This is a genomic window from Pseudomonas sp. Irchel 3H3 (assembly GCF_900187635.1).
Taxonomy (GTDB): Bacteria; Pseudomonadota; Gammaproteobacteria; order Pseudomonadales; family Pseudomonadaceae; genus Aquipseudomonas.
The window spans coordinates 186336-201048 of record NZ_FYEC01000004.1; the positions used below are offsets into that span (position 1 = coordinate 186336).

General features: G+C 60.3%; 10 protein-coding genes. 4 read left to right on the forward strand and 6 right to left on the reverse strand.

Annotation, left to right across the window (positions count from 1 at the left end):
• Positions 1-89: 89 nt before the first annotated feature.
• The 3 genes from CKW24_RS07070 to yjiA all read left to right on the forward strand — a co-directional run bounded on the left by CKW24_RS07070 (position 90) and on the right by yjiA (position 3445).
• Complete coding sequence (locus tag CKW24_RS07070) at positions 90-2156, forward strand: carbon starvation CstA family protein (protein ID WP_095166437.1); 2067 nt, start codon at positions 90-92, stop codon at positions 2154-2156.
• 15 nt (positions 2157-2171) lie between these two features.
• Positions 2172-2369, forward strand: a complete 198-nt coding sequence (locus CKW24_RS07075; RefSeq protein ID WP_028620750.1) for a YbdD/YjiX family protein — start codon at positions 2172-2174, stop codon at positions 2367-2369.
• A gap of 104 nt (positions 2370-2473) precedes the next feature.
• Positions 2474-3445, forward strand: coding sequence for a GTPase (gene yjiA, locus CKW24_RS07080; protein WP_095166439.1), 972 nt, complete (start codon positions 2474-2476; stop codon positions 3443-3445).
• A gap of 27 nt (positions 3446-3472) precedes the next feature.
• Here yjiA and CKW24_RS07085 read toward each other — a convergent pair whose 3' ends face one another.
• The 6 genes from CKW24_RS07085 to CKW24_RS07110 all read right to left on the reverse strand — a co-directional run bounded on the left by CKW24_RS07085 (position 3473) and on the right by CKW24_RS07110 (position 12725).
• Positions 3473-4165: a GntR family transcriptional regulator gene (locus tag CKW24_RS07085; protein WP_095166441.1), complete on the reverse strand. Its 693-nt coding sequence runs from the start codon at positions 4163-4165 to the stop codon at positions 3473-3475.
• A 42-nt stretch (positions 4166-4207) separates the two neighbouring features.
• Complete coding sequence (locus CKW24_RS07090; RefSeq protein WP_095166443.1) at positions 4208-4912, reverse strand: FadR/GntR family transcriptional regulator; 705 nt, start codon at positions 4910-4912, stop codon at positions 4208-4210.
• A gap of 67 nt (positions 4913-4979) precedes the next feature.
• Positions 4980-6293: a C4-dicarboxylate transporter DctA gene (locus CKW24_RS07095; RefSeq protein ID WP_095166445.1), complete on the reverse strand. Its 1314-nt coding sequence runs from the start codon at positions 6291-6293 to the stop codon at positions 4980-4982.
• A gap of 287 nt (positions 6294-6580) precedes the next feature.
• On the reverse strand, positions 6581-7162 hold the full coding sequence (locus CKW24_RS07100; RefSeq protein ID WP_095166447.1) for a hypothetical protein: 582 nt from the start codon (positions 7160-7162) through the stop codon (positions 6581-6583).
• Between the two features lie 206 nt (positions 7163-7368).
• Complete coding sequence (glyA, locus tag CKW24_RS07105; protein ID WP_095166449.1) at positions 7369-8622, reverse strand: serine hydroxymethyltransferase; 1254 nt, start codon at positions 8620-8622, stop codon at positions 7369-7371.
• Between the two features lie 254 nt (positions 8623-8876).
• On the reverse strand, positions 8877-12725 hold the full coding sequence (locus CKW24_RS07110; RefSeq protein WP_095166462.1) for a bifunctional diguanylate cyclase/phosphodiesterase: 3849 nt from the start codon (positions 12723-12725) through the stop codon (positions 8877-8879).
• Positions 12726-13008: 283 nt separating this feature from the next.
• Here CKW24_RS07110 and ettA point away from each other — a divergent pair, with 283 nt between their 5' ends.
• Entirely contained in the window at positions 13009-14673 is a 1665-nt protein-coding gene (gene ettA / locus CKW24_RS07115; protein ID WP_095166464.1) for an energy-dependent translational throttle protein EttA, read from the forward strand.
• Positions 14674-14713: the final 40 nt, after the last annotated feature.

The following is a 14713-nucleotide window of genomic DNA, read 5'->3' on the forward strand; positions in this document are numbered from 1 at the left end:
CTAGACCAATGTCGGGGTATGGCCTTTGGCGAAATCGGCGCTAAACTCGGGGTGGCTGTCTCTCAAGTCCACCTGGCTGGAATAAAAAAATGAAAAATAATAATAGCCTGCTACGCCACTTACCCTGGCTGCTGCTGGCAATCGTAGGAGCGTGCGCCCTCGGCGTAGTGGCATTGCGACGGGGTGAGGCGATCAACGCCTTGTGGATTGTGGTCGCGGCAGTGGCCATTTATCTGGTCGCATATCGTTACTACAGCCTGTTCATCGCAACCCATGTGATGCAACTCGACCCACGGCGGGCCACCCCCGCAGTGCTCAACAATGATGGTCTGGACTATGTGCCGACCAACAAACACATTCTGTTCGGTCACCACTTTGCCGCTATTGCCGGTGCTGGCCCGCTGGTCGGCCCGGTGCTGGCAGCGCAGATGGGCTATTTGCCCGGCACGCTGTGGCTGATCGCGGGCGTGGTGCTGGCGGGTGCCGTCCAGGACTTCATGGTCCTGTTCATGTCCACCCGCCGCAACGGCCGTTCCCTGGGTGACATCGTCCGTGAAGAAATGGGCCGCGTCCCTGGCACCATCGCGCTGTTTGGCTGCTTCCTGATCATGATCATCATCCTTGCGGTGCTGGCGCTGATCGTGGTCAAGGCCCTGGCCGAAAGCCCTTGGGGCATTTTCACGGTGATGGCGACCATCCCGATCGCGATGTTCATGGGCCTCTACATGCGCTACGTCCGCCCGGGTCGCATTGGCGAGATCTCGGTGATCGGCGTGTTGCTGCTGCTGGGCTCCATCTGGCTGGGCGGGCAGATTGCCGCGGATCCGGTCTGGGCCAAGGCTTTCACCTTCACCGGGATCGAGATTACCTGGATGCTGGTGGGCTATGGCTTTGTCGCGGCGTCGTTGCCGGTGTGGCTGATTCTGGCGCCTCGTGACTACCTGTCTACCTTCCTCAAGATCGGCACCATCATTGCCCTGGCCATTGGCATCCTGGTGACCATGCCTGAGCTGAAAATGCCGGCGCTGACTCAGTTCATTGATGGCACGGGCCCGGTGTGGAAGGGCGGTCTGTTCCCGTTCCTGTTCATTACCATTGCCTGTGGTGCGGTTTCCGGCTTCCATGCGCTGATCTCTTCGGGCACTACGCCCAAGCTGCTGGATAACGAAACCAACGCCCGCTATATCGGTTACGGCGGCATGCTGATGGAGTCTTTCGTGGCCATCATGGCCATGGTTGCCGCCTCGGTGATCGAGCCAGGCGTGTACTTCGCCATGAATAGCCCGGCAGCCGTGGTTGGCAGTGATGTGGTCAGCGTGGCGCAAACCGTCAGCAGTTGGGGCTTCGCGATTACCCCGGAAGCCCTGCAGGCGGTGGCCAATGACATCGGCGAAACCACCATCCTGGCGCGTGCCGGCGGTGCACCGACCCTGGCGGTCGGTATCGCGCAGATCCTGCACAGTGTCCTGCCTGGTGAAAACACCATGGCATTCTGGTACCACTTTGCCATTCTGTTCGAAGCGCTGTTCATCTTGACGGCGGTGGACGCCGGTACCCGTGCTGGACGATTCATGCTGCAGGACCTGCTCGGGTCTTTTGTTCCGGCCCTCAAGCGTACCGAGTCCTGGACTGCCAACCTGATCGCGACAGCCGGTTGTGTGGCGATGTGGGGCTGGTTGCTGTACCAGGGCGTGGTCGATCCGCTGGGTGGGATCAATACCTTGTGGCCGCTGTTCGGTATCTCCAACCAGATGCTGGCCGGTATTGCGCTGATGCTTGCCACGGTCGTGCTGATCAAAATGAAGCGCCAGCGCTACATCTGGGTCACCATGCTGCCGGCGGTTTGGCTGCTGATCTGCACCACCACCGCAGGCTTCATCAAGCTGTTCGACGCCAACCCGGCGATCGGCTTCCTGTCCCTGGCCAAGAAGTACAGCGATGCCTTGGCTAATGGCCAGGTTCTCGCTCCGGCCAAGAACATTGCGCAGATGGAGCACGTGATCTTCAACGCCTACACCAACGCAACGCTCACCGCGCTGTTCCTGTTCGTGGTCTTCAGTATCCTGTTCTATGCGCTCAAGGTCGGTATTGCCGCCTGGGGCAGCAAGGAACGTACGGATAAAGAATCGCCCTACCAGGCCCTGCCGGATGCGTAAGAGAGGATTGCACCTGTGTTCAATGACCTGAGTCGCCTCGGTAAATACCTCGGTCAGGCCGCGCGCCTGATGGTCGGCATGCCCGACTACGACAATTACGTCGAGCATATGCAAACCAACCACCCGGACAAGCCGGTGATGAGCTACGAGATGTTCTTTCGCGAACGCCAGGAAGCTCGTTACGGCGGCAAGGGTGGGCCCAAGTGCTGTTGAGGCACGAGATGTAGGAGCATGGCTGGCCCGCGATGGCGATCTTTTGAACGCCATCGCGGGCCAGCCTTGCTCCTACAGTTTTATCCGCGTACGGAGATTTTCTTTTGCCTGCCCCCATTCCAGTCACCATCCTCAGCGGCTTTCTTGGCGCGGGTAAAACCACGCTGCTGCGCCACCTGCTCAAGGCCGAGCATGGCCTGAAGATCGCGGTAATCGAAAACGAATTCAGTGATGCCGGTATCGACACCCAATTGTTGGGAGACGAGCCGGTGCAAGTGATGACGCTGTCCAATGGCTGCGTCTGCTGCACTATTCACACCGACCTGACCAAAGCCCTGTACCTGCTGCTCGAGCGCCTGGACAGTGGCGAGCTCACTTTTGATCGCCTGGTGATCGAATGCACCGGCCTGGCCGACCCGGCTCCCGTGGCCCAGACGTTCTTTATCGATGAAGAGTTGCGCGAGCGCTATATCCTCGACGGCATCATCACCCTGGTAGACGCGGCGCACGCCGACGTGCACCTGACCCAGACCATTGCCCAGGCCCAGATCGGTTTTGCCGATCGCCTGCTGGTCAGCAAACGTGATCTGGTGGACGAGGCGACATTCACCGCACTGAGTGAGCGCCTGACCCGGATCAATCGCCGCGCACCGATCCGCCTGGTCGAACACGGCAAGATCGACCTGGCCGAGTTGCTTGATGTGCGCGGCTTCAATCTCAATGCCGACCTCGGTGGCGGAGTCAGCTTGCGCCCGGTGAGCAAGGCACCATCAATCGACCGCATCTCCAGCCTGGTGCTGCGCAGCGATCAGGCGCTGGATATCGACCGGCTCAGCGAGTTCATGAACGAGCTGCTGGAAGCGCACGGCAAACAACTGCTGCGCTACAAAGGCGTGCTGAGTATTGCCGGGGAATCGCGACGCATGGTGTTTCAGGGCGTGCTGAAGCTGTATGGCTTCGATTGGGACACTGAGTGGGCCGAAGGTGAAGCGCGCGAAAGCGTGATCGTGTTCATTGCCGATGATTTGCCGGAAGACAAGATCCGCGCAGGCTTTGCCCGGGTGGCCGCTGCCTGAAGTTGTCAGCCTTGCCCGGGCTGCCGATCACGGGTTGAGCAATAACGCTTGCAGATGATCCAGGTGACGGTTGATCAGGGTTTCAGCCATCCGTGCATCCCCGCGCTCGACGGCCTCGACGAGGGCCAGGTGCGCCTGCCAGGTACCGTCGGCAAGGATCGGCGCCTGCCCCTGAGCCAATGCCAGCGAGGTCAGCGGCACCAGGCGCTCGAGAAACTGTGCCAGGGGGGCATTGCCCGCCACGTCCGCCAATTGCAGGTGAAACTCGCCAGACAGGCGAATGGCTGCCGCCCGCTGGTTCTGCTCCAGACATTGGCGTTCACGTTCGACCCATTGGCGTAACTGCGGCAGGTGCCGGGAGGCTGGCTGCTGGCACGCCAGGCGCACCAGGGTCGTTTCCGCCAATCGCCGGGCGTGGAAGATCTGCCGGGTCTGTTCGGCATCGGGCGCGGCCACCTGGGGGCGATGATTGGGTCGCAGAATCACCACCTGCTGACGGGCCAGGCGCTCCAGGACCTGGCGTATGACACTGCGGCTGACTCCGAAGCGCTGGCCCAGGCTCTCCTCGGTAAAGCGCGGGGCTGGAGCGATGGGGTGTTCGAGAATGGCGTCGAACACCTGGGGATAGACATCGTCGATGCAGCGCAATTGTTCCCGCTGGCGGCGGGGCAGGGTGACAGAAATCGAGAAAGCGGGATTCTTCAAGGCGCAGGAAGTCATGGCCTGTCTCCAGTCCGGTTGCCGATAAGGGGTCTACTGCCGTTATTTGCCCAGGTTGTCGTCCGGGATATTCAATTCAATGCCCATCCGCTGGCCTTCACGAAGGATGTGCCGGCGCATTTCGGCGCTGGCCAGGGCACTGTTCTTGTTGCGGATGGCGCGTACCACCGCTTCGTTTTCCTGCAGTCGCTCGGCCAGGTGTTCGGGTGAGTTGCGCAGCATCTCGGCGCTCTCCTTGAGGGCGTTGCTGGTCTGCTGCACGACGTTCTGGAAGATCGGGTTGCAAGTCAGGGTGAACAGTTCTTCGTGGAACGCGATGTAGGCGTTCATTCCGGCTTCGCTGTCGTTGGCGTCGAGGGCTTCGCGCATGTCCATCAGCGTCAGGCGCAGTTGGCCGATTTCCTTGCTGCTGATGGACTGGGCGACCAGGCCGACAATGAACGGCTCAAGGGTGTAGCGCAGTTGCAGGACATCCTCGAGGCTGGCGCTGGCCACGCCGTTGTCGCTGATGGGCGCCTCGCTGAGGTTGGCTTCCAGTACCACCACGCCTTTGCCGGGCATGGAGCGCACCAGGCCGAGGGTTTCCAGGACGATCACCGCTTCGCGCAGGCTGGGGCGACTGATTCCCAGCTGTTCAGCCAGTTCGCGTTGCCCGGGCAACATCTCGCCCGAGCGCCACTGCCCGCGCGCCAGGGCGCTGCGAAGCTTTTCAACCACTGAATTTACCACTGTCGACGAGGTGATCACTGTTCGCTCCATGAGATTGGCTTGGGTGCTGATTGTTGTGCCTGTCCGGGACAGGCACAAGGCTCGGTCAAAATTCTTGTTGCTGCGCGGTGGTCGCTGATTTGCGTGTCTGGAAGCTGTAGCCCTGCTGGCCGGCCAGGACTTTGTTGGCACGCTGGATATCGATGTCTTTTTCCCAGCGTGCAATGGCCACGGTAGCGACGCAGTTGCCGATCAGGTTGGTCAGTGCCCGGCCGATGCCCATGAACCAGTCGACCGCCAGGACCAGCACCAGGCCGACCACCGGAATGGCCGGGATCGCGGTCAGAGTGGCCGCGAGGATCACCAGCGCCGAGCCGGGAATACCGTGGGCACCCTTGGAGGTGATCAGCGAGACCAGCAGGATGGTCAGCAAATCACTCATGGCCAGCGGAGTACCGGTGGCGTTGGCAATAAATACAATGGCCAGGGTCAGGTAGATCGAGAAGCCGTCGAGGTTGAACGAGTATCCCGTGGGAATCACCAGGCCAACCGTCGAGCTGCCGATGCCCAGGTGCTCGAGCTTGCGCATGATTTGTGGCAGCACGGCGTCGGAAGAGGCCGTGCCCAGGACAATCAGCAGCTCTTCGCGCAGGTACTTGAGGAACGGCATCATCCGCAGGCCGCTCAGGCGCATCACCAGGCCCAGGATCAACGACACGAACGCGAAACAGGTGAGGTAGAACAGGCCGATCAGGCTGCCAAGGTGCTGCAGTGAGTCCAGGCCATATTTACTGGTGGTGAAGGCAATCGCGCCGAACACGCCGATTGGTGCCAGGCGCACGATCATGCCCATGATGCGAAAGATCACATGGCTGAGTTCGTTGATCAGGCGCGAGATCCCTGACGCTGACTCGCCGACCAGGTTCAGCGCACTGCCGAACAGCACCGAGAACAACAGCACCTGCAGGATGTTGTTGTCGGCAAACGCGCCAATCACCGAGGTCGGGATCAGGTCCATGAGGAACTGGGTGGTGGTATGAATGTGCTCGCCGCGCTGGGCGATGTCACCCATATCACTGGCGGAAAGCTGATCCAGATGAATATTCGCGCCGCTGCCGATCCCGGTGCTGAAGGCGAAGACCAGGCCGATCACCAGGGCGATGGTGGTCAGCACTTCGAAGTAGATCACCGATTTCAGGCCAATGCGTCCGACCTTCTTCAGGTCGCCGGCACCGCTGATACCGCTGACCACCACGCAGAACACAATCAGGCCAATGAGCATCTTGATCAGCTTGATGAAACCATCGCCAAGCGGCTTGAGCTGGGCCGAGTATTCGGGAAGGGTAAGCCCGCAGACGATGCCGAGCACCAGTCCGAGAACCACTTGGAGGAAGATTGAACGCGAGCACCATCTGAGCATGGGAGGGATCCTGATCGGTGTCCTGGCTGCCGTGCGCTGTGCGCATCAGATTCAGGACTTAATTATTGTGGTCTTACCGGTATGTCCAGTGCAGGCGCAGTCTAGGCGCTGATTTTGGTAGGTCGCAAGCGAAATTTGCGAAATTGGCATGACCGGTCTTACCAGTTGGGCGCAATACCCCGGCCTTGAGCGGTTACCGGAAATGTTTTTTTTGCAGAGGTTGAGGCTGCCCTGAAAGGCAGCCTGCGGGCCACATGATAAACGTCGCGCTTTCGCTTTGATGTTTTTTAGATGTTGATGTGCGGCTCAAAGGGCGCTTGAGGGACTTTTCTTTCGAGGATGCTGAGGATGAAAGTTATCTTCGAGCGCTCTTCTGTCTTGCCAAGATAAACATAGGGCGAGCCGTTTAACTTAAGTCCACCTACGTAATGCTTTTCTTTTGTCTTGAGTGAGATCGGCGAGTGAGTGTCCGGAAAGTTATCCAGTGTCACGGGTTCGCCTTGAGGGTTGAGCAGTATAAAAGTGGTGGGCTCGTCAGTGTATGTGTTCATGCCTTCGAAAGTATCCAGCGCGTTCTCGGTGATGATCCGATTGTAATACGCTCCGTTATTTTTGATTGTAAGTACGTAGCCGTCAGGGGTATACAGAAAGTGCAGTTTCAAGCTCGTTACCTCACCGATCTGCTCGTTGGGCCGTATGCCGAGTACGTGGGAGTGGTCCAGGGTCTGCGGTTTGCCTGTGTAAAAGCCGCCGCTGAACAGGCGTATCGTGGCCAGCGCCGGTTTGCCATGGAGCACTTCAAGAATATTCACTTTATGGTCAAACATTCTCAGTGTTGCGATAAAGGATTTTTCTATATTGCCATTCATAATCTAGCCCGTTGGTAATTTTATTGGTTGAAGCGGGTTTTAGATTAGGGGGTTTTGTCGATGGCTGGGGGGGTGTGAGTGTTGCAAGAGTTTGGGTGGGTAATGGGTTGATGTGTCTTGCTGGTGTTTGTCGCTCATTAAACTCCAGGCAATAAAAAACCGGTCATCTCTGACCGGTTTTTATGACTGCGATTTAGCGGGGCTGATTAAGCGCCGTATACCGGCAGCTTCTTGCAGATAGCTTTTACTTTTTCACGAACAGCGTCGATTACCGCTTCGTTGTTCAGGTCTGCCAGGATGTCGCAGATCCAGCCGGCCAGTTCCTTGCACTCGGCTTCCTTGAAGCCACGAGTGGTCACAGCCGGGGTGCCGAAGCGCAGGCCGGAGGTGACGAACGGGGAGCGTGGATCGTTCGGTACCGAGTTCTTGTTGACGGTGATGAACGCTTTGCCCAGAGCGGCGTCGGCGTCTTTACCGGAGATTTCCTGCTTGATCAGCGACAGCAGGAACAGGTGGTTTTCAGTACCGCCGGAGACCACGTCAAAACCACGCTCGATGAACACGCTGGCCATGGCCTGGGCGTTTTTCACCACTTGTTGCTGGTAGGTCTTGAACTCAGGCTGCAGTGCTTCCTTGAAGCAGATCGCTTTAGCGGCGATCACGTGCTCCAGCGGACCACCCTGGGCGCCCGGGAATACTGCGGAGTTCAGCTTCTTCTCGATGTCGGCGTTGGCGCGAGCCAGGATCAGGCCGCCACGTGGACCGCGCAGGGTCTTGTGGGTAGTGGTGGTCACTACGTCAGCGAATGGCACCGGGTTCGGGTACACGCCTGCAGCGACCAGACCGGCTACGTGAGCCATGTCGACGAACAGGTAGGCGCCAACCTTGTCAGCGATTTCGCGGAAGCGCGGGAAGTCGAGGATCTGCGAGTAGGCAGAGAAACCGGCGACGATCATTTTTGGCTTGTGCTCGACCGCCAGGCGCTCGACTTCGTCGTAGTCGATCAGGCCGTTGGCGTCGATGCCGTACTGGATGGCGTTGTACAGCTTGCCGGAGGACGAAACGCTGGCACCGTGGGTCAGGTGACCACCGTGGGCCAGGCTCATGCCCAGGATGGTGTCGCCAGCCGACAGCAGGGCCAGGTAAACGGCGCTGTTGGCTTGGGAGCCGGCGTGCGGCTGAACGTTGGCGTAATCGGCGCCGAACAGTTCCTTGGCGCGATCAATTGCCAGTTGCTCAACCACGTCGACGAACTCGCAACCGCCGTAGTAGCGCTTGCCCGGGTAACCTTCGGCGTACTTGTTGGTCAGTACCGAGCCTTGAGCTTCCATCACCGCTGGGCTGGTGTAGTTCTCCGAAGCGATCAGCTCGATGTGTTCTTCCTGGCGCTGAGCTTCTTGCTCCATGGCGGCAAAAAGGTCGGCGTCGTACTTGGCAATGGTCAAATCACGGCTGAACATGGCGGTCCTCAAGGATCGGGTGGGGGCAGAAAAGGGAGGCATTCTAACTCAATGGCTTTTGTCTGGCATATGAAACGACATCATGTCGCAGACAAGTGGGCTTCATGACGGGATCAGCGGTGATCATGCTGGCCCCATCGCGAGCAAGCTCGCTCCCACAGGGGAATTTCGGGGTCCACAAATTTTATGTGCCTCCCCAAATCCTGTGGGAGCGAGCTTGCTCGCGATGAGGCCATCAGCCTCTGTGCAGGACGTCAATCGAGCATGAACAACGCATCATTGCTGAACTGCGCTTCAAACCGCGCCGCCGGCATCGGCCTGCCGAACAGATAACCCTGCACCTCGTCGCAATCATGCTCACGCAGGAATTCCAGTTGCTCATGGGTTTCCACGCCCTCGGCGATCACCGCCAGGTTCAAGCTGTGGGCCATGGCAATGATCGCCCGGGCAATCTGTGCATCCTGCTCGCCAGACGGCAGGCCGTCGACAAAGGTGCGGTCGATTTTCAGTACGTCGATCGGGAACTGCTTGAGGTAGTTAAGCGATGAATAACCGGTGCCGAAGTCGTCGACCGCGATGCTCAGGCCGAGGTTCTTCAGGCCGGCGAGGATCTGCATGGCCTCGCTGACTTCGCGCATCAGGATGCTTTCGGTCAGCTCCAGCTCCAGGCAGGCCGGCGCCAGGCCCGTGTCCTTGAGGATGGTGGCGATGCGGGTGCCGAGCTGGCCATCGGAGAACTGCCGCGCGGAAATGTTCACCGAGACCTTCGGCACGCGCACCTGCGCCTGGTGCCAGCGCTTGAGTTGCTGACAGGCCTCGCGGATCACCCAGTCACCAACGTCCACCACCAGCCCGAGCTCTTCCAGCACCGGAATGAAGTCCCCCGGTGGCACCAGCCCGCGCCGCGGATGCTGCCAGCGCAGCAGGGCTTCAGCCCCGGTCAGGCGCTTGCCATCGCCGCTGAACTGCGGCTGGTAATACAGCACGAATTCATTCTGTTCGAGGGCGTGGCGCAGGTCGCTTTCCAGTTCCAGGCGTTCCAGGGCGCTGGCGTTCATCTCCGCCTGGTAGAACTGGAAGTTGTTCTTGCCGCGCTCCTTGGCGTGGTACATCGCCGTGTCGGCGTTTTTCATCAACTGGCTCAGTTCGTTGCCGTCCTGCGGGCTCAAGGCGATGCCGATACTGGCGGTCACAAAGAACTCACGGCCTTCGAGGACAAACGGCTTCACCAGGCTGGCGAGAATCTGCTCGGCGACATGAATCGCCCGGTTCAGCGCCAGTTCGCGGGTGGTGCGCGGTTGCAGCAGCAGGGTGAACTCGTCGCCACCCATGCGGGCCACGGTGTCATCGTCGTCGACGCAGCCGAGCAGGCGGGTGGCCATGTCCTTGAGCATGCGATCGCCGGCGGCGTGGCCCAGGGAGTCGTTGATCGGCTTGAAGCGGTCCAGGTCAAGGAACATCAGCACCACCCAGGACTTGTGCCGCTGCGCCGTTTGCAAGGCCGTGTGCAGGCGGTCCTGGAACAGGGTGCGGTTGGGCAGGTGGGTCAGGGCATCGTAGTAGGCGAGGCGGTGAATCCGTTGCTCGCTGGCCTTACGCTCGCTGATGTCGCTGAAAAAGCACACGTAGCTGGCCAGGTCGCCCTCGTCATCGAGCACCGCGGTGATGCCGACCCAGGCCGGGTAATGCTCGCCGTTGCGGCGCTTGAGCCAGATTTCACCTTCCCAGCTGCGGTGCTGGTGCAGTTGCTTGAGGATGTAGCCCAGGTGCGCTTCCTGCTGTTCATCGACGGTCAACATGTTCGGCAGTTGATCGAGGACCTGGGACACCGCGTAGCCACTGACCCGGCTGAAGGCGTCGTTGGCCTGGACGATGTAGCCGGCGGGGTCGGTGATCAGGATCGCCGACGTCGAGTGTTCGAAAACCGTGGCGGCCATGCGCAGGTCTTTCTCTGCGCGCCGTTGCTGGCTGATGTCGCGACCGACTCCCAGCACGCCTTCGAAGGCGTCGTGCTCGTCCCACACCAGCACCAGCCGCAACTCGATCGGGATCTTGCGGCCATCGGCGCGCAGGCAGTCGAACAGGAATAGCTGGGTCTGCACCTGGCTGCGCAGTTGTACCAGTTGTTCGGATTGGTTCAGGGCCCGGCTGACGCGGTCCATCAGGCTGTAGATGCCGGTCAGTTGCTGCGGGTTGGCGACGATGGACTGCCAGCCGTTCTGGAAGATCCAGTTCGCGTCATAGCCGAGCACGGCCTGCACCGATGGGCTGACGTAGTTCAGCGCGAGTGTGTTGTTGGTGGAGAAGATCACGTCGCTGATGCTTTCAGCGAGCATGCGGTAGCGCTGCTCACTGTCGCGCAGGGATTCGCTGGCTTCGATCTGATCGGTGATGTCCTTGGCGACGCCGATGATCCGCGTGACCTGCTCGTCGGCATCCCGCGCCAACGCCTGCTCGCGCACTTCGAAGCAGCGCCACTGGCCGTCGCGGTGGCGAAAGCGCAGCGGGCACTGGCGCAACTGGCGATAACCGGCCTGGCGTTGCTCCTCGCGCAGGCGGTGGTAGAGCTCGGCGTCTTCCGGGTGCAGGAGGATTTCCCAGAAGTACTCGCCCATCTGTTGCAGTTCGGACTTGTTGTAGCCCAGGGTCTGCCCCAGGTGGTGGTTGCTGTAGATCATGCGCTGGCTGAGCACATCCTGGACGTACAGGTGATCGGGCACGGTGCGCACCACGTCGGACCAGAAGCTTTCACGCTCCTGTAGCGACAGTTCCACCAGCTTGCGGCTGGTGATGTCGTTGATGCTCAGGATCACCGCGCGGTAGTCCGGTTGTTCCTGGGGCAGGTGCAGGACCAGCCACAGGTGTTGATCCTGGCCCTGGTCATCCTTGAGCTTGATTTCCAGTTCCAACTGGCCCTGCTGGTTGAGCACGGCCTCCAGCAGCGCGGCGCCAATGCTGTTGTCGTCCAGTGGCCGGCCTTCGATCAGCAGTTGCCAGGCCTGCGCGCAGGACTCGACACCGAGCAGGTGCAAGGCCACCTGGTTGACTTCGGTGATGCGCAGTTCCTGCAGCAGTGACTGACGTTGTTCGTGACTGTCCAGGGCGGCACGCAGGGTTTCGCTGTCGTGCACCCGGGTTTTATCGAAGGCGCTGTGGAGTCCCGACAGATCCAGTACGCACAGCGCAACACCGGTGCCATCGAAAATGTCCTGGTAACGCCTGCGGCCCTCATGCAACTGGTGTTGGCGGCGGCGCATGCTCAACAGGGCGATGAACGGCAACAGGGACAGTGCCAGCCCCAGCAGGCATTTACCGATGAAGGCCGGCAGCAGCTCCTCGATCACCCGCTGGCGGTCGAACAGGCCGCGCAGTTGCCAGTCGCTGCTGCTCAGCGGCACGGTCAGCACGGTGTTGGCCTGGTCCTGCGCGGTCAGCAGGCTCGGCTGGGCCGAGGGTCGCAGGTCTTCACGGCTGATGATTTGATGATTGATGCGGTTTTCCACCAGCCACAGCGGACGTAGGGTGCCTTCGCTCTGCTTGGCCAGGCCGGCGAAAAAATTCGGTCGCAGGCGCAGGGCCCAGTAGCCGCGAGTGTTGCCGCTGGCCTGATGCAGCAGCAGGTGCACCACCGAACCGTCATTGGCGTTGCTGAAATAGTGCGCCTGGGCGTGACTGCGCCTGACCAGTTCGTTCAGGTAGTCGGCATCCGGGGTGGTGTTGGCGCTGTCCTTGAGCACTTTGCCCGAGGGGCTGAGCAGCCCCACGCTGAGCAGATCCGGCAGCGACTGCTGCAATTTGCGCAGCAGGGCCTGTTGCTGCTCAGCAGTTTGCGGTTGTTCGACGATCGGTAGCAGATTGAGTGCGATCTGCGCATTCAGCGCCATGTTCAGGCTGACTTGGGCGGCCAGGTCAGCGGTGTAGTCGATGGTGTGCTGGCGCTGGTCTTTCTGGGTTTCGTGCAACTGATCGAGCAACTGCCAGAACAACAGTCCGAGCAACAGCAGCACCAGCATCGCCAAGGCGCCTTTGAGCGTCCCGCGCAGGGGCGATCCGGTCGCAGGGTTCAGTGCGCGCGCGGAGGAAGGCGGAGTGGCATTGGACAATCTGTAATCCTGCGGTGGGGCTGGACTGGCGCGACGTGCACTATAAGCCTGACGCCCGAAGGGCGGCTAGCATGCCTTGAGTTGTGGCAAAGTGCCAGCCCCGTCCGGCTGGACGGGTATGCCACATTGAGGTAGCTTTGCCGGTTACGCAGGGCGTTCCAGCCCCAGACATTCAGGCTTTTTTACGCAAGCAGGCATCGACCCCCGGTCCATGTCCGCGCCGCGCATGGCCTGACACGGGCTTGGCCCGCTTTATTCCACCGTTACTGACGCTAGGTTCTCCATGGCTCAATACGTCTTCACCATGCATCGGCTGGGCAAAGTTGTTCCGCCGAAGCGGGAAATCCTGAAAAACATTTCGCTGTCGTTCTTCCCTGGCGCGAAGATCGGCGTTCTCGGCCTCAACGGTTCGGGTAAGTCCACGCTGCTGAAAATCATGGCCGGCGTCGACACCGAGTTCGAGGGCGAGGCTCGTCCGATGCCGGACCTGAACATCGGCTACCTGCCGCAGGAACCTATCCTGGATCCGACCAAGACCGTGCGTGAAGTGGTCGAGGAAGCAGTCAGCGTGATCAAGAACGCCCAGGCACGCCTGGACGAGGTCTACGCGGCGTACGCTGAAGAAGACGCCGACTTCGACAAACTGGCTGCTGAACAGGCCAAGCTCGAAGCCATCCTGCAAGCCAGCGATGGCCATAACCTGGAACGCCAACTGGAAGTCGCCGCCGATGCGCTGCGCCTGCCGGCCTGGGATGCCAAGGTCGAATTCCTTTCCGGTGGTGAGAAGCGTCGTGTGGCCCTGTGCCGCCTGCTGCTGTCCGCCCCGGACATGTTGCTGCTCGACGAACCAACCAACCACTTGGACGCCGATTCCGTGGCCTGGCTGGAGCACTTCCTGCACGACTTCCCGGGTACCGTGGTAGCGATTACGCACGACCGGTACTTCCTGGACAACGTTGCCGGCTGGATTCTGGAACTTGACCGCGGTGCGGGCATTCCTTACGAAGGCAACTATTCGGGCTGGCTGGAAGCCAAGTCCGATCGTCTGGCGGCCGAATCCAAGCAGCAGTCGGCCCACGAAAAGGCCATGAAAGAAGAACTGGAATGGGTGCGCAAAGGCGCCAAGGCCCGTCAGTCGAAATCCAAGGCTCGCCTGCAACGCTTCGAAGAAATGCAGTCGCAGGAATTCCAGAAGCGCAGCGAAACCAACGAGATCTACATCCCGGCCGGTCCGCGCCTGGGCGACAAGGTCATCGAGTTCAAGAACGTCACCAAGGGCTACGGCGATCGCGTGCTGATCGACAACCTGTCGTTCTCCATGCCTAAAGGCGCCATCGTTGGCGTGATCGGCGGTAACGGTGCGGGTAAATCCACCCTGTTCCGCATGCTGATGGGCAAGGAACAGCCGGATTCGGGCAGCATCGAAGTCGGTGAAACCGTGCAACTGGCGTGTGTGGACCAGAGCCGCGAAGACCTGGACGGCAGCAAGACTGTGTTCCAGCAGATCTCCGACGGTTCCGACCAGATCCGCATCGGCAACTATGAGATCCCGTCGCGCACCTACGTGGGCCGTTTCAACTTCAAGGGCGGCGATCAGCAGAAGTTCGTCAAGGACCTGTCCGGTGGTGAGCGTGGTCGCTTGCACCTGGCCCTGACCCTGAAAGAGGGCGGCAACGTGCTGCTGCTCGACGAACCGTCCAACGACCTCGACGTCGAAACCCTGCGTTCCCTGGAAGAAGCCTTGCTGGACTTCCCGGGCGCCGCCATTGTGATCTCTCACGATCGGTGGTTCCTTGACCGCGTGGCGACGCACATCCTGGCGTACGAAGACGACTCGCAAGCGATCTTCTTCGAAGGTAACTACACCGAGTACGAAGCCGACCGCAAAAAGCGTCTTGGCGAAGCGGCCGCCCAGCCACACCGGGTACGCCACAAAAAACTGGCCTGATTGGTTGGTGGCATGAAATAACGGAGCCTGCGGGCTCCGT

Excerpts from the sequence above, each read along its gene's own strand:
- CKW24_RS07085 (WP_095166441.1), bottom strand. The coding sequence starts at position 4,165 with ATGACTTCCTGCGCCTTGAAGAATCCCGCTTTCTCGATTTCTGTCACC.
- CKW24_RS07095 (WP_095166445.1), bottom strand. The coding sequence starts at position 6,293 with ATGCTCAGATGGTGCTCGCGTTCAATCTTCCTCCAAGTGGTTCTCGGA.
- CKW24_RS07100 (WP_095166447.1), bottom strand. The coding sequence starts at position 7,162 with ATGAATGGCAATATAGAAAAATCCTTTATCGCAACACTGAGAATGTTT.
- CKW24_RS07070 (WP_095166437.1), top strand. The coding sequence starts at position 90 with ATGAAAAATAATAATAGCCTGCTACGCCACTTACCCTGGCTGCTGCTG.
- ettA (WP_095166464.1), top strand. The coding sequence starts at position 13,009 with ATGGCTCAATACGTCTTCACCATGCATCGGCTGGGCAAAGTTGTTCCG.
- glyA (WP_095166449.1), bottom strand. The coding sequence starts at position 8,622 with ATGTTCAGCCGTGATTTGACCATTGCCAAGTACGACGCCGACCTTTTT.